The sequence below is a fragment of the Pseudomonas sp. SCB32 genome, assembly GCF_009189165.1.
Taxonomy (GTDB): domain Bacteria; phylum Pseudomonadota; class Gammaproteobacteria; order Pseudomonadales; family Pseudomonadaceae; genus Pseudomonas.
On record NZ_CP045118.1, the window covers coordinates 5,195,996 to 5,222,763 of the forward strand.

Sequence of the window (26,768 nt, forward strand, 5' to 3'; positions counted from 1 at the left end):
GTTGGCTGCCGCACCTTACGCAGCACGCGCGCGCCTGACAAGGCGCTTTCAGCGGGCGGCGTTCAGACGCCACCAGCGCGACGGGCGGAGCGTCTCCTGCAGCGCCAGCTGGTGCCAGGCGTCGTGCCAGGCCTGGGCTTCGGCAGCCAGGCGCGGCCAATCCAGCGTGCGCCTGTCGAGCGCCGCCAGCAACTCGGTTTCCAGCCAGCCATGGCCGGCACGCAGGGCGTCGGCGAAGCCGGGGTCGGCCAGGGCGCGCTGGTGCACGGTTTCGAAGCGCCACCAGAGGGAATCTTCCACGGCGGTATCCTCACTGCTGAGCAGGCCCGCGCCAGCGCCCGCCTCGAAGCCCAGCGGCTGGAACATCGACAGGCACGGCGCCGAGGTCCCGGTGGCGGCCATGCGCGGGGAGCGATCGTCGAGCCGGGCGACCAGGCTGGCGGTGGTCTGCGAGGGCCGCCAGAAGCTGCCGGCGTGCAGGCAGACCTGGCGGTTGTCGTGCCGCGAGAGGCGGTGACCGCGATGACCGTGGCTGCGCAGGGCGACTACCAGCGCCAGCCAGTCGACCTTGGCCGGGCAGTGGGCGAGGAATTCCTGGTTGAGTTGCCGCCGCTGCCGCGCCCCGGCGATCCAGGGCAGCACGCGGCCATCGAAGGCGCGGGCGAAGTGGAAGTCGCCCCGGCCGTTCCAGCAGCCCAGCCGGCGCGCATGATCTTCCAGGTTGGGGCTGGCGAGGTCGTAGTCGTGGCCCAGGGTCAGGGCATTGGAGATCGCACAGCGATCGACCTTCTTCGCCGCCCACAGCCGGCCGGCGGTTTCCAGCACCCAGGCTTCGTCGCGGTCGGCGATGAGGTAGCTGTTGTCGTAGCGCATGCGCTTGTTGCGGTAGCCGGCCGGGCCGCCCTGGCCGTGGCGCTCCAGCAGTTCGGTGATGACGGCCAGGGCCTCGCGGGCCGTCGCGGCGCGCTCCAGGGCCAGGCGTAGCAGGTCCATGCCCAGCAGGGCTTCGCCCTCGCGCAGGGTCAGGCGGGTGAACACGGCTTCGTTGCCGATGGCCACGCCGCGCTCGTTGACGCCCATTTCGGCGCCCCACAGCCAGGCCGGCTGGCTGAGGATGACGGCGTGGCGCTCGGCGGTCTGGGGAATCTCCAGGTAGGTGGTGCGCACCGTCGCCGCGCGGTCGCCGTGCACGGCCGGCAGGCGGATCAGGCGTTGCGGTTCGGCGGGCTCGCGGTCGCTGTTCTTGGCGAACCAGGTGGCCCCGTCGCTACGCAATACCAAGGTGTCGCACATACTCCCCTCCCTCGTCTGCGGCGCCGAGCACTTCGCTCGCCGCCCGTTCCCCGGCCTCGACGGCCCCATCGAAATAGCCCATCCAGCGCGTTGCCGTTTCGGTGCCCGCGAAATGCAGGCGCCCGTAGGGCTCGCGCAACCGCGCAGCGCCGCTGGTCCACAACCCCGGCGGGAACAGCGCGGCATAGCAGCCACGGGCGAAGGGTTCCTCGGCCCAGGATTTGTCCACGTAATCCATCGGTTTGAGTGCCGCTTCGCCGAAGTAGCGGGCGAAGCACTCGAGCACCTGGCCGCGTCGGTCGCCCGCCGGCCGCGCGTTCCACTGCCGCGCTTCGTCGCCCTCGATGAAGCCGAGCAGCACGCCGCGCGGGGAGTCGGGGACGCTGTTGTCGAAGGTCAGGCGCACCGGGCCGACTTCGCTGGTGGCCTGGCCGGAAAGGCCACGGTCGCGCCAGAAGGGCTTGTCGTAGAGCGCCATGCACTTGATCACCGCGCCTTGCGGCAGGCGTTGCAGAAGCTGGTCGCGCCAGCTGGGCAACAGCGGCTCCTGGGTGATGCGCAGCAGCTGGGTCGGCGGGATGGCGAAGATCACCCGTGAGGCGTGGTGCACGCCACGGTCGCTGACCAGTTCGACGCCGGTGGCGGTCTGCCGCACGGCGCGGATCGGCTCGCCGGTGTGCACGGCATCGCCCAGGCGCTCGGCGAGGGTCTGGCAGATGCGCTGGGAGCCGCCAAGGATGCGGTCCTGCTGGGCGCCGCCTTCGACGCCGAGCAGGGTGTCGAGGTTGGTGCCGCTGCGGATGTAGAAGAGGACGTGGAGGAACGACAGGTCGTGGGGGCCGGCGGCGAATACCGCGGCGATCATCAGCTCGAAGACCTTGCGGCCGGTGGAGGTGCGCACGTTGCGGCGCAGCCATTCGGCGAAGGTCAGGCGGTCCCACTGGCCGGCCTTGGGGTGCTGGCTGGGGTCGTTCAGGGGGATTTCCCGCGCCATGCGGTCCAGCCGCACATGGGCCTGCATCACGTCGAGCAGGACGTGGGGGGCGAATTTGGGAATGGTGCCGTGATAGGGCTTGAGACGGCCACCGAACAGGGTGAGGTTGTCGCCCCGGTTCCATTGCCCGAAGGTCGACAGGTTCAGCTCGGCGAGCAGGGAAAGGATGCGCTCCTGGGTCGGGCCGACCCATTGGCCGCCCACCTCGACCACTTCGCCGCTGGCGAAACGGTGGTTGAGGGTTCGTCCTCCGACGCGCTTGTTGGCCTCCAGCACTTGCACCCGCCGCCCGGCTTGCGCCAGACGCCAGGCCGCGGTCAGCCCCGAAATACCGGCGCCCACCACGATCACATCGCTGCGATTCATGTTTGCGACCTTATTTTCTTGTTGTTATTGGGCTTAAGGGTAAGCCAGGAGTTGCCTTCAGAAAAACCCGCCGGGCAGGAAATTTCCCGATTTTTGTGGGGGCGTCGAGAAGGTGGGGAGATATCGCGGATGGAGTCCGTGTCATCCCTTCAGGGAGAGCTCCTACGCAATGCACCTACGCTCGGGTCGGCCCTACCCCAGGACCGTAGGATGGGTGGAGCGAAGCGATACCCATGCTGTCGGTGCACGGTATCGATGGGTTTCGCTACGCTCTACGCCATCCTACAAGGATGCAAAAGACAGTTGCTCCTACGAAAACACAGAACCTGCCAGCGAGGGCCTACGGGGGTAGGCTCAGTTGAAAGCCCGGCTCAATCGACCAGCGTGCAGGCCATGACCAGTGCGTCTTCGCGACCGCCGACCGCCGGGTAGTAACCCCGGCGCCGGCCAACCTCGTTGAAGCCGTAGCGCTCGTAGAGGCGGTAGGCCGGCTGGTTGGACTCGCGCACTTCGAGGAAGCATTCCACCCCGCCCCGTTCGTGGGCGCGCTTCATCAGGTGTTCCAGCAGGGTCAGGCCCAGGCCGCGGCCCTGGCTTTCCGGCTTGACGGTGATGTTGAGCAGGTGGGCTTCGTCGAGAATCATCTGGATCACGCCGTGGCCGACCTGCTGGGTGCCTTCGAACATCACCCAGCATTCGTAGCTTTTCAGGCCATCGGCGAAGATGCCGCGCGTCCACGGGTGGCTGAAGGCGGCGTATTCGATCTTGAGTACGGCATCGAGGTCCGCCTCGGTCATCGGGCGGAAGGAAACGGCATCACTCATGCGGTGGTCTGACTCGTCCAGCGTTGCCGAACGCGGCGCATGGCGCGCCAGAGGTCGGCTTTCAAAGAGGGTTCTTCAGCCAGGCGCTCGAGGCCCGGCAGGGCCCAGGCGACGCCCAGGCCTTCGACTTGCAGCTCGCGCAGCAGGGATTCTTCATCGGCCTCGCCGGCGTAGCGCACGGCCGGCATGCCGACCAGCCACAGCAGGCGGCAGGGCGTGCCGTCTTCCAGGCGGGCAGCGACGAAGCCCTGGACGAACTCGCGGGCGGCTTGCGGGCCCTGGTCCATGTTGCCGCCGGCGAGCAGCGGCCAGCGCACAGGCTCGCCCAGCAGTTGCGGGCTTTCCGGCAGGCCGGCGGCGCGCAGCAGGTCCTTGAGCAACAGGTAGGCCGGGTCGCGGCTGGCCAGGGGCTCGCCAGTGGGCAGTTCCACCAGCAAGGCGCAGTCGCCGGCACGCAGCAGTTGCAGGGCGAAGCGCGGCGGCGCGACCGGGGTGCGCACCACGGTTTCGGCTTCCGGCTCGGCCGGCTCCTCGGTTTTCACCGTGGCCGCAGGTTTGGCCGGTGCACCCGCCTTGGGCAGCAGGCGGGCGGCGATCGACCCGGGCTCGCCCATCGGCACGGCGGGCGGAGCAGCAACCGGGGCAGCTTCGCGCGCGACTTCGGCGACAGGCGCCAACGGCGCTTTCTCGACGACGATGGGCGCGGGCGTTTCCAGCAGTTCCGGGCGCGACGGTGCGGCGAACGGCAACGCCACGCGCGGCAGCCAGGTGGCGACCTGCATGGCGCCGAGGTAGGCGCGGCGGCGGGCTTCTTCGATCAAGGGACGGTTACCTGTCAGTGGAACCTGCGTGGGCAGGCCGGCACATAGAGGCGGGATTGTCGCGTGAAACGCGCCGGGGGGAAAGGCCGGTCGGCGGTTACGGGTTGCTGAAGATGTAGACGTTGCCGGTCAGCTTGATCGCGCCGGTCGCCTGGTAGGTGAGCAGGTTGTTCTGCTGCAGGCCGCTGGCGGCGACCTTGCCCTGGTTGGCGCCGCCGAGGGTGAACTGCAGGTTGGTGGCGCTGGCGTTGGTCAGGCCGATCTTCATGGCCTCGCGGTTGAACAGCGCGCCGTCGCCGTTGAAGCCGCTGTTGATGGTCACCATGTCCAGGCTCATGCCATCGAAGCTGAAGGTGCCCTTGATGTTGTCGAGGACGATGAAGCCGGTGCTGTTGAGCGGCTGGATCGCCAGGCGCGCGCCGCAGCCGTCGGTGCAGCGGGTATCGCCGGCCACCGGGGCGACGTTGAAGTTGACGCTCAGGCTGACGCCATCCTGGCCGCTGACGTCGGACATCTCACCGTCGTCCAGGTTGCGCAGCTCGGCGTGGGCGCCAGCGGCGGCGAGCAGCAGCACGGCACTCAGGAATCGGCGGGACAGGCTGTTCACGGCGAAGCTCCTCATTGGCGCGGCAGGTTGACGGTACGCACGTTCAGGTAGTCGATCCGCATGCCCCGCACTGCCTGGGAGCCGAGATCGGTACCGCCGATGTTCAGGTTGCCGATACTGATATTGCTCTTCTGCACGTTCTGGTAGAAGGCTTCATGGTTGGCCCAGGTGACGCCCGGCGCATTGAGGATCAGGTCGCCGTTGCTGGCGACGGTGAGGGTCGCGGGCTGGTAGTTGGCGTCGCCCAGGTTGAGGTCGAAGTAGACGTTCTTGGCCACCACCCGATCGGTGTCGGCGCAGGCATCGCAGCCGCTGATGATCAGCTTGTCGGCGTACATCTGCAGGCTCATGGAGGCCTTCAGGCCCACTGAGTCGCCCCACAGGTTGAGGTAGGAGCCATTGAGGGTGAAGTTTTCCAGGGCGATGGAGAAGAAGTCCTGCCGCTGGGTGGTGGCGCCCGCGGTGCCGTTGCTGTTGTAGGCGACGCTGGGAAGGGTGAAGCGGGCCTTGATGCCGATGTCCAGGCCCTGGATGCGGGTGCCGGCGGAGCCGGGCATCGCGTCGGCCACCAGTTTCACCGTGGCGACATTGTTCCCCGTACGGGTGACGGTGCCGCCCACGCAGGTGGTCGCGCTTCCGCTCTGTGCCCCGCAGAGCTGGACGAACTTGTCGTAGTCACTGGCCCGCTGGCTGAGGGTGACGCCATTGCGGGTGACGTTCCAGGAGGCGCTGAGGTTCTGCTGCGCGGAGGTCAGGTTGGTCGTGCTGGTGTTGTAGCTGTCCACCGAGTCGTTGTAGGCCTTCACCCCCGTGTTGCTGCTGCAGCCGGCGATCAGCGAGCAGTCGTACTTGGTGCCGAAATCCGGCTTGTTGGTACAGGCGATGCCCAGCACGTTGTCGCAGATCCGCGCCGGCGCAGCGGTGAACTTGCTCTGCATGGTGCTGTAGTTGTTCTTGACCACCACCTGCGCGGCATCCACCTGGGCCTCGCGCTGGTTGACCACGACCATGTCGGTGTCGATACCCGACTTCAGCGTGCCCATGTCATTGGAATAGGCACTGAGCAGCGTGTTGCGCTGGGTTGTCAGTGCACTGAGTTCGCTGTTGATCTTGCTCGTCGCCCGGGTGGCGTCGGTACAACCGGCATCGCCGTACAGGCAACCCTGGTAGTAGGACCAGAGGCCGAACTTGTGGGTGTCGTTGATCGGGTCGCTCCAGGTCGGCGTCATCAGCTGCAGCGCTTCCTGCCCGGCCGGGATGTTGGCGCCGGTCTTGTACTTGATCGGTCCGAAGGTGAATGCGTGCATGGGCGTACCCATGTAGGCCTTGGTGTCGAGCGTGCCGCGCTGGCTGCCGGCGCCCTTGATGTAGGCACCGGTGATGTCCACCTGGACATCCTGGTTGGCGCTGTTCTTCACCCCGGTGATCTTCGCCGAGGCGGCGGCCTGGTCGTAGCTGAAGCCGTCGATGAAGAAACCGAGGCCGGCGCCGCTGACCTCGCCCAGCTGGTCATCGTCCAGGGCTTTCATGGCCTGGGCCGGCAAGCAGAGCAACCAGCCGAGGATGCAGGCGATAAATGTGCCGCGTGCGCTCATGTCAGCACCCCGCTGCCTGGGCGCCCATGCAGGTCGACTGGCGAGGCAGGCCGCGCAGGGCATCGTAGAGGTTGATCAGGATCGGGTAGACCGCATTCGCGCCGCTGCCCACCTTGGGGAAGTTGGCGAAGGCGCCGGACTGGGTGTTCACGAAGTTGCCGGCGTTGGCCAGGTCCTGCCAGGGCACGTTCTGGTTCTGCAGGGAGAAGAAGATGCCCTGCGCACCGGTGTTGATGTCGGTGGAGCCCGGCTTGCCGATGTAGATGGTCTTGTAGTTGGTCAGGTCGAAGCAGGTGGTCAGGCCTAGCGCCTGGCAGTTGCTGGTGGTCGACAGGCTCGGGATCAGCGAGGCGACCAGGCCGCCGGCGTCCGAATGTAGTGAGTCGCCCTTGGCGATACCGATCTGCGTGGCGCGGTTGATCGGCTGGCCGTTGATGGTGGCCTCGCCGGTGCCGGCCTTGAGCAGCACCACGTCGGCGTAGACCGGCGTATCGCCAGCGATCGACAGGGCCAGACAGTTGATCAGGTTCGGGCAGCCGTTGCGGGTGTAGTAGTCGTAGGCGATGGACGCCGGACCGTAGATCTGCCCCTGCAGGTTGCCGGTGATCGACAGGATGTCGCCAGACAGGTCGCCCTGCGCCTTGCCGAAGCCGACGCGCGCGCCCACCAGTTGGCGCACGCCATTGTTGGTCTGGAAGGCGAATTCGACGTAGGGGTCCTGGATCTGGAACGGCACCACCTTGGCGTTGGCCGAGTTGGCGTTGTCCACCCGGCCAAGGGCGAAGTTGTTGATCAGGATGTCGGCCGGCTGGTTGGACACGGTGTTGGCGCCGGTGCGAGTGTAGTTGCCCAGGCTGAGCTGGTCGATGTTGGTCAGCAGGCTGATGTCGGCGCCGAAGTTGAGCCGGGTGTACTGGTAGTTCTGGTAGGTGGAGGCATCGACGGTGAGCATCGCGCCCTGGCCCGAGATCGCCGACAGCTCGTTGTCATCCAGCGATTGCATGCGCGCCTGGGCGGAGCAGGCCAGCAGGCCGCCGCAGAGCAAGGCAAGGACACGCATGAGCGGACCGGAGGACTGACGCATGGCACTCTCCTCTGATGGGGAGCTGTTGTTATGGGAAGGGGGCGCGCAACCGACGCAAGGCCGGTCCTTAGAACCTGCTTACGATCTCGCGAGCTAGAGCAGAACAAGGCAAAAGCAGGCGAGGACGCGGAGTTTACGCACTGTAAATGAGCAGTCCGAGCCTGCTTTTAACGCAGTTATGCCGACGCGCAGCAGATCGTAAACAGGTTCTTAGCAGCGACCGGAGCCTCGCCCCCGTGATGCCACTATAGGAATTCTCCTGGCCACGGCAGCCCGACCCATAGTCGAGAAAAAGTGCGTTCGGAGGTGGAAAGCCGGTGCTCGGAAATCGCGCAGGGGAGCGGAGTTGTTACCCAACGTCACACCGGCGTTACAGGTGCCTGATCAGCGATGGCGGAACAGTCCGATCAGGTGCTCGGCGATGGCGCCCTTGATGGAGTCCAGGTTCAGGCGCGAATGGGACTGGAGCTTGGCGACGTTCAGGCGATGCAGGTGCAGGGACGGCATGCGTGCCTCGTACTCGCGCAGGTCGCCCTTGACCAGCACCGGCAGGAAGGTGTCCTCGCGCATCCGGTAGCGGTTGATCAGCACCTTCAGACCGTCCTGGAACGGCAGCTCGCGGGAGGCCACCAGGCGATGCTCGCCGGGAATCTTCAGGTACAGGCCGCTGTAGCCCATGGTCTCGCCCGGCAGGATGTGGATGCCGGTGGGCTCGACCGCGTCGGCGGGGATGTCGTGGAAGGTGTCGAACCAGGCCTGCTCGTCCGGCAGAATGGTGATGCCACCTTCCTGGTTCTCCGGAATCACAAAGCTGTAGTTGCTGTAGAGCTTCTCGACATACGACGAATAGATGCACAAGCGATTCTCGAAGCGCTGCAGGAAAGCGATGGCTTCGTTGCGGTCGGTGATGGCGTCCAGGTCCCAGTCGAGGTCGTTCTGGCGCTCCAGTTCGGCCCACCGGGCTTTGGCAAGTGCGGCGTCGTAGGTCATGGCAGTAAATCAGTGTTGGTCTGACTGGCTCTGCCAGTAGCACGGCAGAAAACATGCCAGAAAATTCAGCCATTTAGCCGCCAATTTCCGTGATCCAATTCACGCAAGGACCGATAGGGCTCGTCGCAATCTGACGCGTTTCGTCACTCTGTCGGTCAGGGCAGACCCTTTGCAGTACAATCGGCCCCTTTGTTCATTTCAGGCCCGACTCAGCCGATGATCGACCCACGACGCGTACTACGCGCCCTCGCCGAACACTGGGTGCTGCTCGAACCGCTGTGCGAGCGCTTCGACGCCGGCACCCTTAGCCTGGTGGAGTTGCGCAACCAGCTCACCAGCCAGTTGCCCGACAGCACCCCGGTGGACATCACCGCCCTGCTCGACCAGTGGGTACGCCTGGACATCCTCGTCCCGGTGGCGAAAAGCCCGAACCGCTTCGAGCTGAACGCCCAGATCCACGACTTCCTCGCCTACCTGCGCCAGGAACACCGCCTGGGCCTGTGCCTGGAGATCGAGGCCTACCTGCGTCACCTGGAGCGTCTGGCCGGCTACATCCGCGACGCCTTCGAGGTGCGCGATGGCAACGATCTCGCCCGCCAGCTGCGCCTGCTCGACATGCGCGTGCGCGACGTGCTGAAGAAGCTCGCCAACGACGAACAGGCGCTGGTTGCCGTGGCCGAGCGGGCCAAGACCAGCGACCGGCAGATTCCGCTACGCCAGCGTTATGCGGAAGTCCTGGCGACCTGGGACGAGTACGTCGAGCCGATGATCCAGCTGGTGTCCGCCGACGGCGCCTTCGAACAGGGCGTGCGCCGCGTGGAACAGGTGCTGCTGCGCCTGCTCGGCGAACAGGCGCGCCTCGGCCAGTTGGTGGACGACGACCAGCTGCTGCGCACCCATGCGCGCATCCTGGAAATGCAGACCACAGCCCAGCTCACCCTGCGCCGCGCCCGCGAACTGCTGCTGCCGCTGCGTGAGGAAGCCCGCCGGCACAACGCGATCACCCGTGGCGCCGCCCTGGCGCTGTCGGTCATCCGCCGCAAGGGCATCGACGCTGTGCCGCAGGCCGCCATGCCGATGTTCACCCGGCCACAGAGCAACTTCCTGGGCACCGCCTCGCAGGTCGAGAGCTACGTCTTCGCCCTCGCCAGCTTCCAGCCAAAGCCTGCGCACTTCCCCAAGGCCAGCGGCAATCGCAAGAGCGACGGCCCGCAGCGCTCGCCGCGCACCGCCCGGGAAATGCTCGACCGCTGCCAGGCCGCGCTGCCGCTGCCGGACCTGATGCAGTGGCTGCTGGAGCAGGAGCCCGAAGGCGCCACCGACGAGCTGCTCTACTGGTTCTCGCGCCTGTCGCGCGATGCCCGCTTCCAGCGCGACCGCCTCGATCGCCGCCAATACGACACTCTCCAGCACAGCGTCAGCCTGTGCTCCTTCGCCCTGATCGCCGGCCCGACCGCTGGCAAGGACAGCAAGAGCGAACAGCATGCAGATTAATCTCACCGAAATGACCCAGCTCGCGCCGATCTTCCGCGAGCTGTTCAAGGGCTTCCACATCAGCCGCCGCGACCCGGAGCTGTACAGCCAGCTGTCCAACCAGCAGGACGCCTACCGCGCGCTGTTCCGCAGCCTGGGCTACGAGCTGGTCTGCGATACCCGTGGCTTCTACTACTTCGTGCCCGAGCAGATCGGCGCCCAGGTGAACAAGACCGCCCAGCGCCTGGCGCTGTTCACCTTCATCCTGGTCGAGCACCTGGCCGACCAGGGCCGCGACCCGCTGGCCGTCCTCGACGGCGGCAGCATCGGCCGCGACGAGCTGCCGCCGCTGCTGGAGAAGTACCGCGACCTGTTCCTGCAGGCCGAGGTGACCACCCAGGAAGAACTGGAAGAGAAGGTCATGCGCCGCCTCACCCAGCTCGGCTTCGCCGCCGAGGACAACGGCGTGTACCGCTTCCTGCCGCCGATCCACCGATTCCTCGACGTCTGCCTGTCGGTCCAGCAGGACCGCGACCTGGCCGCCAACCTGCACGCCAGCGAAATGCAGTTCAGCGCGCCCGCCCTGATGGAAGAAGACGACGAGCCGGTGGTGATCCTCGAAAGCTATACCGCCGATGCCGACGAAGCGATCGTCGCCCTCGACAATCCCGCCGCACAGGTTGCAGTCTCCGCCGTTGAAGAGAGCGAAGAAGACGCCCTCGCCCGCGCCATCGCCGAAGAACAAGCCGACATGGAGGCCCAGGCATGACCCATGAACGCTACGGCATCCGCCGCTTCGCCCTGCTCAACACCGCCGGCTACAGCCTCGGCATCTTCCCGCTGGAACAACCGCTGTCGGTGTACGGTGCGAACAACCTCGGCAAGTCGGCGTCGATCAACGCGCTGCAGTTCCCGATCCTCGCGCGCATGTCGGACATGAGCTTCGGCAAGTACAGCCTGGAAGCCTCGCGCAAGTTCTACTTCGCCACCGACACCAGTTACATCCTCATCGAACTGGATCTGCCCCACGGCCGCCATGTGATCGGCGTCGGCGGGCGTGGTCCGGGCGGCGGCTTCGGCCACCAGTTCTTCGCCTACCAGGGCGAGCTGGACTTGGAGCACTACCAGAAGAACGGCACCTGCCTGCGCCTGCGCGAGCTGTACGCGAACCTGGAGCGCGAGGGCATCAAGTCCTATGAGTTGAAGCCCGACGAGCTGCGCCGCCTGCTGGTCGGCGGCCACACCTCAATCCCGCTGGACCTGACCCTGATCCCGCTGCGCTCCACCAGCGAACAGAGCCTGAAGACCTTCCGTTCGCTGTTCATCAACCTGCTGCACATGCGCGAGATCACCGCCGCCAAGCTCAAGCAGCTGTTCCTCGATGCCTTCGAGCACAGCCTGCGTTCGGGCAGCGTCGACTACATCGCCGCCTGCGAAGAAGCCTTCCGCGACGTGCGCCGCATGGAAGGCGACTACCAGGCACTGGTCGCCGCCGGCCCGCTGGTCGAGGCGCTGGCCAACGGCGTGCAGCAGCGTGAAGTGCTGCGCGGCAAGATGCACCGCCTCTCGCCGCTGCTGGATAACCTGCTGGGCACCTGGGAAGACTATTCCGGCGCGCGCAAGGAAGAGCTGGTCATCCAGGCCGAGCACTACCGCCGCGAACAGGACGGCCTGCAGAACGAACAGCGTGGCAGCACCGCCGAGCTGATGCGCCTGGAGCGCGAGATCAGCGAGATCCAGCGCTGGATGGGCGAACTGGCCGTGCTGAAGAACCGCTTCGCGCTGGTCGAGGACGTCAAGGTGCTGGAGCAGCAGTTGCTCGCCGCCAAGGACGCCCACGACGAACTGGCCGGTGCGCTGGCGCACTCCCGGCAATTCTCCAGCGAAGACCTGGAAGAGCGCATGCGCGATCTGGAGAAGCGCCTGAAGGGAGTTCGCCAGCAACTCGAACATGCCGACAACAACAGCTACGCCCGCCTGCGCGAGGAGTTCTCCCAGCAGGACGTGGAGCGCCTGATGCGCCTGTTCAACGGCGCGCTGTTCAGCCTGCCGCTGGGCGAGAAAGGCGTGGACCTCGACGAGGCCGGCCAGTGGGTCGGTAGCGTCGAGAAGATCCTCGATGCCTTCAAGGGCGAGCGCTTCGAAGTGCCCGGCCTGACCATCGACCTCTCCACCATCGAGCCGCCGGCCCTGCAGGCCCTGGCCGACCGCGCCGCACTGCGCGACCAGAAGGAGCGCCTGGAGAAGGAGCTCAAGCAGCTCAAGACCCAGCAGGCCGTGGCCGCCGACCGCAACGCCAGCAAGGCGCAGGCGGACAAGTTCTACCAGGATGTGCTCGATGCGCAGAAGGCGCTGGAAGACTTCCGCCGCAGCCAGACCCTGAACGCCGAAGAACCGGGCAAGCTGGAGCAACTGGCCCAGTTGGAAGCCACCCAGGACGAACTCAAGCGCTCCGCCGACGCCTTCACCGAACGCGTCCAGCAGCTGTCCGCCAAGCTGCAGCTGATCGGCCGCCAACTGGCCGACATGGAAGCCAAGCAACGCACCCTCGACGACGCCCTGCGCCGCCGCCAGCTGCTGCCGGCCAACCTGCCTTTCGGCATCCCGTTCATGGACCCGGTCGACGACTCCATGGACAACCTGCTGCCGCTACTCAACGACTACCAGGACACCTGGCAGTCGCTGCAGCGCGTGGACGGCCAGATCGAGGCGCTGTACGCCCAGGTACGCCTGAAGGGCGTGGCCAAGTTCGACAGCGAGGATGATCCGGAGCGGCGCCTGCAACTGCTGATTAACGCCTACGCGCACCGTACTGACGAAGCCATGACCCTGGCCAAGGCGCGCCGTGCAGCGGTCACCGACATCGCTCGTACCCTGCGCAACATCCGCAGCGACTACGACAACCTGGAACACCAGCTGGCGCTGTTCAACCGCGAGATCAACAAGCGCCAGGTGTCGAACCTGCAAAGCTTCCGCATCGTGCTGGCGCCGAACAAGGACGCGCTCAAGCACATCGACCAGATCATCCACAGCGCCGGCCAGTACGAAGAGGGCGAGAACCTCTCCGTCTTCGACCTGACCCAGAGCGCCGAACAGGATGCGAAGAACGAAGAAGCCAAGGACTACCTGTCGCGCCTGGTGGCGGCAAACAACAACCAGCTGGGCCTGAAGGACCTGTTCGAGCTGGCGTTCGAGATCACCAAGATGGGCGGCCAGCCGATCATGCACACCGACATCGACGGTGCGGCATCCAACGGCACCACCATGACCATCAAGGCGCTGACCAACATGTACCTGTTGCTGCACCTGATGGACCGCGAGCAGGCCGGCCGCGTACGCCTGCCCTACTACCTCGACGAGGCGGCGGACATCGACGAACGCAACCAGTCGGCGCTGCTGGAGACCAGCCTGCAGCTGGGCTTCGTGCCGATCCTGGCGAGCGTGAAGCCGCAGGTCTCGGCCCAGGTGGCCATCGACCTGGAAGGCGGCAGCGGCCCCAACGGCATCTACATCGACGAGGCGGACTGGAAGTTCATTCGGCGCAGGGATACCGAGACGGCCGCGCACAACGACGTGGAGGCCAGCGCCGAGCCGGCGTGATGCCCCTCCAACGTTAGAGAAAGCCCCGCATTGCGGGGCTTTTTTCTTGTTTGCTCTTCGTAGGAGCGAGCTTGCTCGCGAACGGATTTGTGCTGGGCTTCAGTGTTATGCGGTTCGCGAGCAAGCTCGCTCCTACAGGCGGCTCGTCTCGGAGTTCTGCAATAAAAAAGGGCCGCAATCGCGGCCCTTTTCCTGTTCGGCGAAAACTCAGTTCGCCTTCTCCAGCGGGATCTTCGGCGCCCAGTCCAGCCACTCCTCGTTGGACTCGTCGAACAGCGCAAAGGTCTGCCCTGGCTTGGCCGGTCCGCCCATGTCGGCATTGTTCGGCGTAGCGAAGGCAACACCGCCAGCAAGGATGGTCTCGAAGGACTCGGTACGGACCTTCACACCCTTGAACAGCCCGGCATCGACGCCCACCCCACTGGTGTTCCAGAAGCGGCTGCCGGTGCGCACCAGCGGTGCGTAGCGCGGCTCGATCAGGATGTGGATCAGCACCCGGTCAGCGGTCTCACCCAGTTCGAAGGAGGTCACCTTGCCCACCTGCACTTCGCGGAAGGTCACCGGCACGCCCACCTTCAGCGAGCCACGGCGCGGAGCACTGAGGGTCAGGCGCAAGCCTTCGCCCTCCAGCAGGCGATTCGGCTGGCTGGCCAGCAGGCTGAACGAAGTCTGTGCCTGGCCCGGCTTTTCGGCCGGCAACACTTCGATGTATTGGCCGCTGACGATGGTGCCCAGGTTGGACACACCGTTGAGTCCGACCTCCGGGCCAACCACCCAGAAACGCGTGCCCTGGCGTGCGATACGGTCCTCTGCGCGGGTCAGGCGCGCCTTCATCTGCACGCCGCGCAGGTCCTTGCTCAGGTCGACCTGTTCAACGCGCCCGACTTCCAGGCCCTTGTAGCGCAGCACGGTACCTTCCTTCAGGCCGTCTGCGGTATCGGCGCGCAGCTCGATCATCTGGCCCTTGGCGTGGGCCACCTCTTCGCTGTCGAACAGCGCGAAGCGACGCACCTTGGTCACAGGAGGCGCTTTCGCGTCCGGTGTGTCGAATGCGATGCCACCGGCAATCAGGGTTTGCAACGACTCGCTCTTGAGCTTGATGCCGTCAAGCCCGCCACTGACGGTGACCCCGCTGACGTTCCAGAAGCGTGTGGAGGTGTTTACCAGCTTGGCGTACTCAGGCTCGATATGTACGCCGATGACCAGCCGCGACGGATCACGGCGGGACAGCTGGTAGCTCTGCACGCTACCCACCTTCAGCTGCCGATAGAGAATCGGCGTGCCGACTTCCAGGGAGCCCAACTTGTCGGTCGTCAGCACCAGGTGCAATCCCGGCGAATCCAGGTTCAGTGGCGGAGCCTTGGGACGGATGGTGAAATCACGAGTCGACTCGCCAGTCTTGGAGAAGCGCACGCTGATGTAGTTACCCTTCACCAGCGCTTCGAGGCCGGTGATGCCCGCCAAGGAAATGCTTGGTTTGACCAGCCAGAACTCGGTGCCGCTATTGAGGAAGTCCTCGGTGCGCGGGTCCATCGACAACTGCGCGGTGGCTCCGTTGAAATCCTCGTCCATTTCGATGTTCTTCACGGTACCAACCTGCACACCGTTGTACATCACCGGGGTGTTGCCAGCGCTGAGCCCGCTGACATCGGAGACCTTCAGCCTGACACCGAGACCGGACTGGGCGGCATCGTAATCCTCATAGAGACGGAATGGCTTGGTCGAATCCGTCGGGGGACTGTCCGGATAGTTCTCCGGCGTGGAGAAGGCGATACCGCCGGCAGCGATGGAGGCCAGCGATTCGGTACGCAGCTTGAGGCCGCTCAGGTCCCCGGTCAGGGTGATGCCGCTGGCGTTCCAGAAACGCGAATGTTTGCGCACGAGGTTCGCATAGGCCGGCTCGATGTGAATCTTCACCTCGATGGTCTTCTGGTCTTCAGCCAGGTGATAGCTCTTCACCTGACCCACCTGAATCTGCCGGTAATAGATCGGACTGCCCTGCTCCAGCGACCCCAGGCGCTCAGCCTTGAGCGTCAGGTGCAAGCCGGGCAGGCTGTCGGAGAGGGGCGGTGGTTCCTTCAGCGCGGTGAACTCATGCTGCTGGTCACCCTTTATGGGGTCTATGGCGATGTAGTTACCCGATACCAGGGTTTCCAGACCGGTCACCCCGGCCAACGATACACGCGGCTTCACCAGCCAGAAGCGCGTACCCTTGCTCAGGTACTCGCCCGCTTCCTTGCGCATCTCGACGACGGCCGTGACGCCCAGGTCCGGCTTGTTCACATGGAGGTCGGTCACCTTGCCGACCCCGATGCCCTTGAAGACCACTTCGGTCTTGTTGATCTGGATCCCGTCGCCGCTTTCGAAGCGGATACTGATCATGATCCCCGCCTGATCGTAGGCCCTCCAGGCCAGCCAGGCACCGATCGCCAGAGCGATCAGCGGCAGGATCCAGATTGCCGACCAGTTGGAGGTCTTGCGCATCTTCGGGGTGGGAAGATCACTCATTGTCGTTTTCCGCGTCCGTGTTATCCCAGATCAACCGGGGATCGAAGGTCACTGCTGCCAGCATGGTCAGGACGACCACAGTGGCGAATGCGGCCGCACCGAGGTCTGCCTCGATAGTGGCCAGATTGCCGAAATTCACCAGGGCCACCAGGATCGCGATGACGAAGATGTCGAGCATCGACCAGCGCCCGATCCATTCGATGAACCGATACATCACGATCCTCTGCCTGGCCGACATGGGTTGTCGACGCTGTACCGAATACAGCAGCAGGGTGATACCGACCAGCTTGAAGGTCGGGACCAGGATACTGGCGACGAAGACCACCGCGGCAATGGGCACCATGTCCGCGTTGATCAGCTCGATCACCCCTTCCATGATGGTCGCGGGCATGCCATTGCCCAGGAAGTTGACCGTCATGATCGGCAGCAGGTTGGCGGGTATATAGAGCACGGCGGCAGTGATCAGCAGCGCCCAGGTCCGTGCCAGGCTGTTTGGCTTGCGCTCGTGCACCACCGAGCCACAGCGGCTGCAGAAAGTCTCATCGTCTTCGGCACGACGATTGAGCTGGTGGCACTCGCCACAGATCAGCACGCCGGCGTCAATGGCTCGCATCGTCGAACTCCCCGGACAACTCGCTCCAAACCTGGTGGTGGGACATCGTCACCTCCAACCAGACCTGGGTGAACAACAAGGCCACGAAGCAGGCCAGCCCCAGGCCGATATGCAGTTCAGCCATGCCGATCAGCTTCACGATCGACACCAGGATGCCCATGAAATAGACCTCGAGCATCCCCCATTCGCGCAGGTGCTGGTATCCACGCAACAACACCATGCCGTGTTCGCGCATCGTCTTGAAACGCAGCGTCAACAGCACGAACAGCTGGCAGAGCAACTTGGCCAGCGGAATGATCATGCTGCACAGGAACACCACGATGGCGACGCCTTTCATGCTCGACCCGTAAAGGCCCAGCACTCCGCTCCAGACCGTATCGGTACTGGTTTGCCCGAGGATGGTGATATGCATGATCGGCATGAAGTTGGCCGGTATGTAGAGCAGCAACGCTGTCAGCACCAGGGCCAGACCACGCCTCACCATGTGAGGGCGGTGTATCTCCAGTTCATAGCCGCATCGCGGACAGACCGACTTCTGCCCCAGCGGCACGGGCTCGCGCCGCATCAATAGATCGCACTCATGGCACGCGATCAACTGATCCAGCGGCAGGTGCTGTAGCGCATCACCTTGGATTTCGGACATGAAAGAACTCAAAGAAAGGATCACGCTATTGTAGACGAGGCCGAGCGCTCAACGTTGCGAAGCATAGGCATCGAGTCATTGCGATTTCTTGCAGATGAGACAGGAAGCGCCAACGCCCCGCGATGCATTCTGCCGATACTCGGTAACGCTCCTGCAAGGAATCTGGCGATCTGCCAGAACAGCGCGAGTGCCATCCTGCCCACGCACCAGTCCATTGGCTACAGAGCACCTCGACAGTAGCGCCATCTGCTCAGGGCATTGCACCCCGTAAGAGCGGGCCATGCCCGCAATCGCTGCCGTAGCACGGCGCACATTGGACTCCGGCGAGCGCCGTGAGTACGCGCAACTTTCCCGCGCGCAAAAGCAAAACCCCCGGCCAGCGATGCTGACCAGGGGTCTTGGGATAGGAGCTTGACGATGACCTACTCTCACATGGGGAAACCCCACACTACCATCGGCGATGCGTCGTTTCACTGCTGAGTTCGGGATGGGATCAGGTGGTTCCAACGCTCTATGGTCGTCAAGCAATTCTTTAGGACGCCCGTGGCTTGCGCTCACGCTCATCCGAATTCGGGTATGTGACAGGTAATTTGCGGTTCACACGAACTTTCGGTTCGTTACGTCTTCACCGTACAACACGCAAATTGTTTGGGTGTTATATGGTCAAGCCTCACGGGCAATTAGTATCGGTTAGCTCAACGCCTCACAGCGCTTACACACCCGACCTATCAACGTCGTAGTCTTCGACGGCCCTTTAGGGGAATCAAGTTCCCAGTGAGATCTCATCTTGAGGCTAGTTTCCCGCTTAGATGCTTTCAGCGGTTATCTATTCCGAACATAGCTACCCGGCAATGCCACTGGCGTGACAACCGGAACACCAGAGGTTCGTCCACTCCGGTCCTCTCGTACTAGGAGCAGCCCCTCTCAAATCTCAAACGTCCACGGCAGATAGGGACCGAACTGTCTCACGACGTTCTAAACCCAGCTCGCGTACCACTTTAAATGGCGAACAGCCATACCCTTGGGACCGGCTTCAGCCCCAGGATGTGATGAGCCGACATCGAGGTGCCAAACACCGCCGTCGATATGAACTCTTGGGCGGTATCAGCCTGTTATCCCCGGAGTACCTTTTATCCGTTGAGCGATGGCCCTTCCATACAGAACCACCGGATCACTAAGACCTACTTTCGTACCTGCTCGACGTGTCTGTCTCGCAGTCAAGCGCGCTTTTGCCTTTATACTCTACGACCGATTTCCGACCGGTCTGAGCGCACCTTCGTACTCCTCCGTTACTCTTTAGGAGGAGACCGCCCCAGTCAAACTGCCCACCATACACTGTCCTCGATCCGGATAACGGACCAGAGTTAGAACCTCAAGCATGCCAGGGTGGTATTTCAAGGTTGGCTCCACGCAGACTGGCGTCCACGCTTCAAAGCCTCCCACCTATCCTACACAAGCAGGCTCAAAGTCCAGTGCAAAGCTACAGTAAAGGTTCACGGGGTCTTTCCGTCTAGCCGCGGATACACTGCATCTTCACAGCGATTTCAATTTCACTGAGTCTCGGGTGGAGACAGCGCCGCCATCGTTACGCCATTCGTGCAGGTCGGAACTTACCCGACAAGGAATTTCGCTACCTTAGGACCGTTATAGTTACGGCCGCCGTTTACCGGGGCTTCGATCAAGAGCTTCGCTTTCGCTAACCCCATCAATTAACCTTCCGGCACCGGGCAGGCGTCACACCCTATACGTCCACTTTCGTGTTTGCAGAGTGCTGTGTTTTTAATAAACAGTCGCAGCGGCCTGGTATCTTCGACCGACATGGGCTTACGCAGTAAATGCTTCACCCTCATCGGCGCACCTTCTCCCGAAGTTACGGTGCCATTTTGCCTAGTTCCTTCACCCGAGTTCTCTCAAGCGCCTTGGTATTCTCTACCCAACCACCTGTGTCGGTTTGGGGTACGGTTCCTAGTTACCTGAAGCTTAGAAGCTTTTCCTGGAAGCATGGCATCAACCACTTCATCGTCTAAAAGACGACTCGTCATCAGCTCTCGGCCTTGAACACCCGGATTTGCCTAAGTGTTCGGCCTACCACCTTAAACTTGGACAACCAACGCCAAGCTGGCCTAGCCTTCTCCGTCCCTCCATCGCAGTAACTAGAAGTACAGGAATATTAACCTGTTTCCCATCGACTACGCTCTTCAGCCTCGCCTTAGGGACCGACTAACCCTGCGTCGATTAACGTTGCGCAGGAACCCTTGGTCTTTCGGCGTGGGAGTTTTTCACTCCCATTGTCGTTACTCATGTCAGCATTCGCACTTCTGATACCTCCAGCAAGCTTCTCAACTCACCTTCACAGGCTTACAGAACGCTCCTCTACCGCGCATCTTGCGATGCACCCGTAGCTTCGGTGTATGGTTTGAGCCCCGTTACATCTTCCGCGCAGGCCGACTCGACTAGTGAGCTATTACGCTTTCTTTAAAGGGTGGCTGCTTCTAAGCCAACCTCCTAGCTGTCTAAGCCTTCCCACATCGTTTACCACTTAACCATAACTTTGGGACCTTAGCTGACGGTCTGGGTTGTTTCCCTTTTCACGACGGACGTTAGCACCCGCCGTGTGTCTCCCACGCTGACACTTCCAGGTATTCGGAGTTTGCATCGGTTTGGTAAGTCGGGATGACCCCCTAGCCGAAACAGTGCTCTACCCCCTGGAGTGATACGTGAGGCGCTACCTAAATAGCTTTCGAGGAGAACCAGCTATCTCCGAGCTTGATTAGCCTTTCACTCCGATCCACAAGTCATCCCCTACCTTTTCAACGGGAGTGGGTTCGGTCCTCCAGTCAGTGTTACCTAACCTTCAACCTGCTCATGGATAGATCGCCCGGTTTCGGGTCTATACCCAGCGACTAAAACGCCCTATTAAGACTCGCTTTCGCTACGCCTTCCCTATACGGTTAAGCTCGCCACTGAATATAAGTCGCTGACCCATTATACAAAAGGTACGCAGTCACCTAACAAAGTAGGCTCCCACTGCTTGTACGCATACGGTTTCAGGTTCTATTTCACTCCCCTCTCCGGGGTTCTTTTCGCCTTTCCCTCACGGTACTGGTTCACTATCGGTCAGTCAGTAGTATTTAGCCTTGGAGGATGGTCCCCCCATATTCAGACAAAGTTTCTCGTGCTCCGTCCTACTCGATTTCACTTCAAAGAACCTTTCACATACGGGGCTATCACCCACTATGGCCGCACTTTCCAGAGCGTTCTGTTAGATTCAAAGAAGCTTAAGGGCTAGTCCCCGTTCGCTCGCCACTACTAAGGGAATCTCGGTTGATTTCTTTTCCTCAGGGTACTTAGATGTTTCAGTTCCCCTGGTTCGCCTCTTGCACCTATGTATTCAGTACAAGATACCCGAGTTATCTCGGGTGGGTTTCCCCATTCAGAGATCTCCGGATCAAAGTCTGTTTGCCGACTCCCCGAAGCTTATCGCAGGCTACCACGTCTTTCATCGCCTCTGACTGCCAAGGCATCCACCGTATGCGCTTCTTCACTTGACCATATAACCCCAAGCAATCTGGTTATTGTCTCGAACGTGAAGACGACATTCGCCGAAAATTCGCGCTTGAACTCGCAAATTTTACCTTGACTTGAATAATCACCAGTGAAAGAGATTATTCAGTCTACTTCTATCACATACCCAAATTTTTAAAGAACAGTTCTGGCACAAAGACCAGACATCAATGTTCGTTCAATCTGAACATTCATGTCTGAGCTTTCGACGATTTTTAATGGTGGAGCCAAGGAGGATCGAACTCCTGACCTCCTGCGTGCAAAGCAGGCGCTCTCCCAGCTGAGCTATGGCCCCGTATCGGATCAGCAGCACACCACAACAATTGGTGGGTCTGGGCAGATTCGAACTGCCGACCTCACCCTTATCAGGGGTGCGCTCTAACCAACTGAGCTACAGACCCAATCGTTCGGGCTTAGCAGGCCGTCGACCTCACCCGCTCTCTACCTCAGAGCCGGGGGCGCGCTCAAACCAACCGAGCAGCAAACCTATCGTCTAACCAGTGAATCAAGCAATTCGTGTGGGAGCTTATGAAGAAGCTGCGATCTTCGATTAAGGAGGTGATCCAGCCGCAGGTTCCCCTACGGCTACCTTGTTACGACTTCACCCCAGTCATGAATCACTCCGTGGTAACCGTCCCCCTTGCGGTTAGACTAGCTACTTCTGGAGCAACCCACTCCCATGGTGTGACGGGCGGTGTGTACAAGGCCCGGGAACGTATTCACCGTGACATTCTGATTCACGATTACTAGCGATTCCGACTTCACGCAGTCGAGTTGCAGACTGCGATCCGGACTACGATCGGTTTTATGGGATTAGCTCCACCTCGCGGCTTGGCAACCCTCTGTACCGACCATTGTAGCACGTGTGTAGCCCTGGCCGTAAGGGCCATGATGACTTGACGTCATCCCCACCTTCCTCCGGTTTGTCACCGGCAGTCTCCTTAGAGTGCCCACCATAACGTGCTGGTAACTAAGGACAAGGGTTGCGCTCGTTACGGGACTTAACCCAACATCTCACGACACGAGCTGACGACAGCCATGCAGCACCTGTGTTCCGATTCCCGAAGGCACTCTCGCATCTCTGCAAGATTCCGGACATGTCAAGGCCAGGTAAGGTTCTTCGCGTTGCTTCGAATTAAACCACATGCTCCACCGCTTGTGCGGGCCCCCGTCAATTCATTTGAGTTTTAACCTTGCGGCCGTACTCCCCAGGCGGTCGACTTATCGCGTTAGCTGCGCCACTAAGATCTCAAGGATCCCAACGGCTAGTCGACATCGTTTACGGCGTGGACTACCAGGGTATCTAATCCTGTTTGCTCCCCACGCTTTCGCACCTCAGTGTCAGTATCAGTCCAGGTGGTCGCCTTCGCCACTGGTGTTCCTTCCTATATCTACGCATTTCACCGCTACACAGGAAATTCCACCACCCTCTACCGTACTCTAGTCAGGCAGTTATGGATGCAGTTCCCAGGTTGAGCCCGGGGATTTCACATCCATCTTACCAAACCACCTACGCGCGCTTTACGCCCAGTAATTCCGATTAACGCTTGCACCCTTCGTATTACCGCGGCTGCTGGCACGAAGTTAGCCGGTGCTTATTCTGTTGGTAACGTCAAAACAGCAAGGTATTAACTTACTGCCCTTCCTCCCAACTTAAAGTGCTTTACAATCCGAAGACCTTCTTCACACACGCGGCATGGCTGGATCAGGCTTTCGCCCATTGTCCAATATTCCCCACTGCTGCCTCCCGTAGGAGTCTGGACCGTGTCTCAGTTCCAGTGTGACTGATCATCCTCTCAGACCAGTTACGGATCGTCGCCTTGGTAGGCCTTTACCCCACCAACTAGCTAATCCGACCTAGGCTCATCTGATAGCGCAAGGCCCGAAGGTCCCCTGCTTTCTCCCGTAGGACGTATGCGGTATTAGCGTTCCTTTCGAAACGTTGTCCCCCACTACCAGGCAGATTCCTAGGCATTACTCACCCGTCCGCCGCTGAATCCGGGAGCAAGCTCCCATCATCCGCTCGACTTGCATGTGTTAGGCCTGCCGCCAGCGTTCAATCTGAGCCATGATCAAACTCTTCAGTTCAATACTGCTTGGGTTTTGAGAAAACCCTAAACTTGGCTCAGCAATCGCATGCTCTATTTAAAGAGCTAAAACTCTCGAATTCACGAGTGTTACTTGCGTTGCTGATAATCAGTCGATCATCAGTCTTACATCACAAGCACCCACACGAATTGCTTGATTCGACTTGTTAAAGAGCAGTTGGTTAAGGCTTTCGTCTCAACCGAGGCGCGCATTCTACGCCAACCTCATCTTCCGTCAAGCTTTATTTTTCGAAAATTTCTTTTCTACTCAATCGCCTGGCTTCGGAGAGTCTCAACCCTCGTCAGCTGCAAGCACAAATCATGTGCTTACACTAATAGGCAAAACCCCCGGCCAGCGATGCTGACCAGGGGTCTTGGGATAGGAGCTTGACGATGACCTACTCTCACATGGGGAAACCCCACACTACCATCGGCGATGCGTCGTTTCACTGCTGAGTTCGGGATGGGATCAGGTGGTTCCAACGCTCTATGGTCGTCAAGCAATTCTTTAGGACGCTCGTGGCTTGCGCTCACGCTCATCCGAATTCGGGTATGTGACAGGTAATTTGCGGTTCACACGAACTTTCGGTTCGTTACGTCTTCACCGTACAACACGCAAATTGTTTGGGTGTTATATGGTCAAGCCTCACGGGCAATTAGTATCGGTTAGCTCAACGCCTCACAGCGCTTACACACCCGACCTATCAACGTCGTAGTCTTCGACGGCCCTTTAGGGGAATCAAGTTCCCAGTGAGATCTCATCTTGAGGCTAGTTTCCCGCTTAGATGCTTTCAGCGGTTATCTATTCCGAACATAGCTACCCGGCAATGCCACTGGCGTGACAACCGGAACACCAGAGGTTCGTCCACTCCGGTCCTCTCGTACTAGGAGCAGCCCCTCTCAAATCTCAAACGTCCACGGCAGATAGGGACCGAACTGTCTCACGACGTTCTAAACCCAGCTCGCGTACCACTTTAAATGGCGAACAGCCATACCCTTGGGACCGGCTTCAGCCCCAGGATGTGATGAGCCGACATCGAGGTGCCAAACACCGCCGTCGATATGAACTCTTGGGCGGTATCAGCCTGTTATCCCCGGAGTACCTTTTATCCGTTGAGCGATGGCCCTTCCATACAGAACCACCGGATCACTAAGACCTACTTTCGTACCTGCTCGACGTGTCTGTCTCGCAGTCAAGCGCGCTTTTGCCTTTATACTCTACGACCGATTTCCGACCGGTCTGAGCGCACCTTCGTACTCCTCCGTTACTCTTTAGGAGGAGACCGCCCCAGTCAAACTGCCCACCATACACTGTCCTCGATCCGGATAACGGACCAGAGTTAGAACCTCAAGCATGCCAGGGTGGTATTTCAAGGTTGGCTCCACGCAGACTGGCGTCCACGCTTCAAAGCCTCCCACCTATCCTACACAAGCAGGCTCAAAGTCCAGTGCAAAGCTACAGTAAAGGTTCACGGGGTCTTTCCGTCTAGCCGCGGATACACTGCATCTTCACAGCGATTTCAATTTCACTGAGTCTCGGGTGGAGACAGCGCCGCCATCGTTACGCCATTCGTGCAGGTCGGAACTTACCCGACAAGGAATTTCGCTACCTTAGGACCGTTATAGTTACGGCCGCCGTTTACCGGGGCTTCGATCAAGAGCTTCGCTTTCGCTAACCCCATCAATTAACCTTCCGGCACCGGGCAGGCGTCACACCCTATACGTCCACTTTCGTGTTTGCAGAGTGCTGTGTTTTTAATAAACAGTCGCAGCGGCCTGGTATCTTCGACCGACATGGGCTTACGCAGTAAATGCTTCACCCTCATCGGCGCACCTTCTCCCGAAGTTACGGTGCCATTTTGCCTAGTTCCTTCACCCGAGTTCTCTCAAGCGCCTTGGTATTCTCTACCCAACCACCTGTGTCGGTTTGGGGTACGGTTCCTAGTTACCTGAAGCTTAGAAGCTTTTCCTGGAAGCATGGCATCAACCACTTCATCGTCTAAAAGACGACTCGTCATCAGCTCTCGGCCTTGAACACCCGGATTTGCCTAAGTGTTCGGCCTACCACCTTAAACTTGGACAACCAACGCCAAGCTGGCCTAGCCTTCTCCGTCCCTCCATCGCAGTAACTAGAAGTACAGGAATATTAACCTGTTTCCCATCGACTACGCTCTTCAGCCTCGCCTTAGGGACCGACTAACCCTGCGTCGATTAACGTTGCGCAGGAACCCTTGGTCTTTCGGCGTGGGAGTTTTTCACTCCCATTGTCGTTACTCATGTCAGCATTCGCACTTCTGATACCTCCAGCAAGCTTCTCAACTCACCTTCACAGGCTTACAGAACGCTCCTCTACCGCGCATCTTGCAATGCACCCGTAGCTTCGGTGTATGGTTTGAGCCCCGTTACATCTTCCGCGCAGGCCGACTCGACTAGTGAGCTATTACGCTTTCTTTAAAGGGTGGCTGCTTCTAAGCCAACCTCCTAGCTGTCTAAGCCTTCCCACATCGTTTACCACTTAACCATAACTTTGGGACCTTAGCTGACGGTCTGGGTTGTTTCCCTTTTCACGACGGACGTTAGCACCCGCCGTGTGTCTCCCACGCTGACACTTCCAGGTATTCGGAGTTTGCATCGGTTTGGTAAGTCGGGATGACCCCCTAGCCGAAACAGTGCTCTACCCCCTGGAGTGATACGTGAGGCGCTACCTAAATAGCTTTCGAGGAGAACCAGCTATCTCCGAGCTTGATTAGCCTTTCACTCCGATCCACAAGTCATCCCCTACCTTTTCAACGGGAGTGGGTTCGGTCCTCCAGTCAGTGTTACCTAACCTTCAACCTGCTCATGGATAGATCGCCCGGTTTCGGGTCTATACCCAGCGACTAAAACGCCCTATTAAGACTCGCTTTCGCTACGCCTTCCCTATACGGTTAAGCTCGCCACTGAATATAAGTCGCTGACCCATTATACAAAAGGTACGCAGTCACCTAACAAAGTAGGCTCCCACTGCTTGTACGCATACGGTTTCAGGTTCTATTTCACTCCCCTCTCCGGGGTTCTTTTCGCCTTTCCCTCACGGTACTGGTTCACTATCGGTCAGTCAGTAGTATTTAGCCTTGGAGGATGGTCCCCCCATATTCAGACAAAGTTTCTCGTGCTCCGTCCTACTCGATTTCACTTCAAAGAACCTTTCACATACGGGGCTATCACCCACTATGGCCGCACTTTCCAGAGCGTTCTGTTAGATTCAAAGAAGCTTAAGGGCTAGTCCCCGTTCGCTCGCCACTACTAAGGGAATCTCGGTTGATTTCTTTTCCTCAGGGTACTTAGATGTTTCAGTTCCCCTGGTTCGCCTCTTGCACCTATGTATTCAGTACAAGATACCCGAGTTATCTCGGGTGGGTTTCCCCATTCAGAGATCTCCGGATCAAAGTCTGTTTGCCGACTCCCCGAAGCTTATCGCAGGCTACCACGTCTTTCATCGCCTCTGACTGCCAAGGCATCCACCGTATGCGCTTCTTCACTTGACCATATAACCCCAAGCAATCTGGTTATTGTCTCGAACGTGAAGACGACATTCGCCGAAAATTCGCGCTTGAACTCGCAAATTTTACCTTGACTTGAATAATCACCAGTGAAAGAGATTATTCAGTCTACTTCTATCACATACCCAAATTTTTAAAGAACAGTTCTGGCACAAAGACCAGAC

General features: G+C 60.6%; 14 protein-coding genes, 2 tRNA genes and 5 rRNA genes. 3 read left to right on the plus strand and 18 right to left on the minus strand.

Annotation, left to right across the window (positions count from 1 at the left end; all coding sequences use genetic code 11):
• Positions 1–48: 48 nt before the first annotated feature.
• From GA645_RS23770 to GA645_RS23805, 8 genes are all read right to left on the minus strand, one after another.
• Positions 49–1,293 carry a C69 family dipeptidase gene (locus GA645_RS23770; protein ID WP_152226049.1) on the minus strand — a complete coding sequence of 415 codons (1,245 nt, stop codon included), beginning with the start codon at positions 1,291–1,293 and terminating at the stop codon, positions 49–51.
• Positions 1,268–2,653: a flavin monoamine oxidase family protein gene (locus GA645_RS23775; RefSeq protein ID WP_152226051.1), complete on the minus strand. Its 1,386-nt coding sequence runs from the start codon at positions 2,651–2,653 to the stop codon at positions 1,268–1,270. Before GA645_RS23775 ends, GA645_RS23770 begins: the two co-directional genes overlap by 26 nt.
• 371 nt (positions 2,654–3,024) lie before the next feature.
• Complete coding sequence (gene rimI, locus GA645_RS23780) at positions 3,025–3,477, minus strand: ribosomal protein S18-alanine N-acetyltransferase (protein WP_152226053.1); 453 nt, start codon at positions 3,475–3,477, stop codon at positions 3,025–3,027.
• On the minus strand, positions 3,474–4,298 hold the full coding sequence (locus tag GA645_RS23785) for an energy transducer TonB (RefSeq protein WP_152226056.1): 825 nt from the start codon (positions 4,296–4,298) through the stop codon (positions 3,474–3,476). The genes rimI and GA645_RS23785 overlap by 4 nt, the downstream gene beginning before the upstream one ends.
• 97 nt (positions 4,299–4,395) lie before the next feature.
• Entirely contained in the window at positions 4,396–4,905 is a 510-nt protein-coding gene (locus GA645_RS23790; RefSeq protein WP_152226058.1) for a DUF6160 family protein, read from the minus strand.
• 11 nt (positions 4,906–4,916) lie between these two features.
• A complete protein-coding gene (locus GA645_RS23795) occupies positions 4,917–6,500 on the minus strand; it encodes a hypothetical protein (protein WP_152226060.1) in 1,584 nt (527 codons plus the stop codon).
• Between the two features lies 1 nt (position 6,501).
• Complete coding sequence (locus GA645_RS23800; protein ID WP_152226062.1) at positions 6,502–7,584, minus strand: hypothetical protein; 1,083 nt, start codon at positions 7,582–7,584, stop codon at positions 6,502–6,504.
• Positions 7,585–7,968: 384 nt separating this feature from the next.
• The gene (locus tag GA645_RS23805; protein ID WP_152226064.1) at positions 7,969–8,574 is read right to left on the minus strand and encodes a hypothetical protein; all 606 of its coding nucleotides are present in this window, start codon (positions 8,572–8,574) and stop codon (positions 7,969–7,971) included.
• 216 nt (positions 8,575–8,790) lie between these two features.
• On the opposite strand from GA645_RS23805, the gene mksB reads away from it, so the two are divergent.
• The 3 genes from mksB to mksF are packed head-to-tail and all read left to right on the plus strand — an operon-like array spanning position 8,791 to position 13,647.
• Positions 8,791–10,068 (plus strand): Mks condensin complex protein MksB, encoded by a 1,278-nt coding sequence (mksB, locus tag GA645_RS23810; RefSeq protein ID WP_152226066.1) that lies wholly within the window; start codon positions 8,791–8,793, stop codon positions 10,066–10,068.
• Positions 10,058–10,816, plus strand: a complete 759-nt coding sequence (gene mksE / locus GA645_RS23815) for an Mks condensin complex protein MksE (RefSeq protein ID WP_152226068.1) — start codon at positions 10,058–10,060, stop codon at positions 10,814–10,816. The genes mksB and mksE overlap by 11 nt, the downstream gene beginning before the upstream one ends.
• Positions 10,813–13,647 (plus strand): Mks condensin complex protein MksF, encoded by a 2,835-nt coding sequence (gene mksF / locus GA645_RS23820; RefSeq protein ID WP_152226070.1) that lies wholly within the window; start codon positions 10,813–10,815, stop codon positions 13,645–13,647. Before mksE ends, mksF begins: the two co-directional genes overlap by 4 nt.
• Before the next feature lie 207 nt (positions 13,648–13,854).
• Here the strand turns inward: mksF and GA645_RS23825 are convergent, their stop codons facing one another.
• The 10 genes from GA645_RS23825 to GA645_RS23870 form a co-directional block, all read right to left on the minus strand.
• Positions 13,855–16,155 carry a PqiB family protein gene (locus tag GA645_RS23825; protein ID WP_152226072.1) on the minus strand — a complete coding sequence of 767 codons (2,301 nt, stop codon included), beginning with the start codon at positions 16,153–16,155 and terminating at the stop codon, positions 13,855–13,857.
• Complete coding sequence (locus tag GA645_RS23830; RefSeq protein ID WP_152226074.1) at positions 16,148–16,768, minus strand: paraquat-inducible protein A; 621 nt, start codon at positions 16,766–16,768, stop codon at positions 16,148–16,150. Before GA645_RS23830 ends, GA645_RS23825 begins: the two co-directional genes overlap by 8 nt.
• Entirely contained in the window at positions 16,755–17,411 is a 657-nt protein-coding gene (locus GA645_RS23835) for a paraquat-inducible protein A (RefSeq protein WP_152226076.1), read from the minus strand. The genes GA645_RS23830 and GA645_RS23835 overlap by 14 nt, the downstream gene beginning before the upstream one ends.
• A 409-nt stretch (positions 17,412–17,820) precedes the next feature.
• Positions 17,821–17,936, minus strand: a 5S ribosomal RNA gene (rrf, locus tag GA645_RS23840).
• A gap of 134 nt (positions 17,937–18,070) precedes the next feature.
• A 23S ribosomal RNA gene (locus tag GA645_RS23845) occupies positions 18,071–20,962 on the minus strand.
• Between the two features lie 232 nt (positions 20,963–21,194).
• Positions 21,195–21,270 (minus strand) — tRNA-Ala (locus tag GA645_RS23850).
• A 29-nt stretch (positions 21,271–21,299) separates the two neighbouring features.
• Positions 21,300–21,376, minus strand: a tRNA-Ile gene (locus GA645_RS23855).
• A 150-nt stretch (positions 21,377–21,526) separates the two neighbouring features.
• Positions 21,527–23,063: ribosomal RNA gene (locus GA645_RS23860) — 16S ribosomal RNA — on the minus strand.
• Positions 23,064–23,447: 384 nt separating this feature from the next.
• Positions 23,448–23,563 (minus strand): 5S ribosomal RNA (gene rrf / locus GA645_RS23865).
• Between the two features lie 134 nt (positions 23,564–23,697).
• Positions 23,698–26,589 (minus strand): 23S ribosomal RNA (locus GA645_RS23870).
• Together the 16S, 23S and 5S rRNA genes with 2 tRNA genes alongside form the textbook arrangement of a ribosomal RNA operon.
• Between the last annotated feature and the right edge of the window lie 179 nt (positions 26,590–26,768).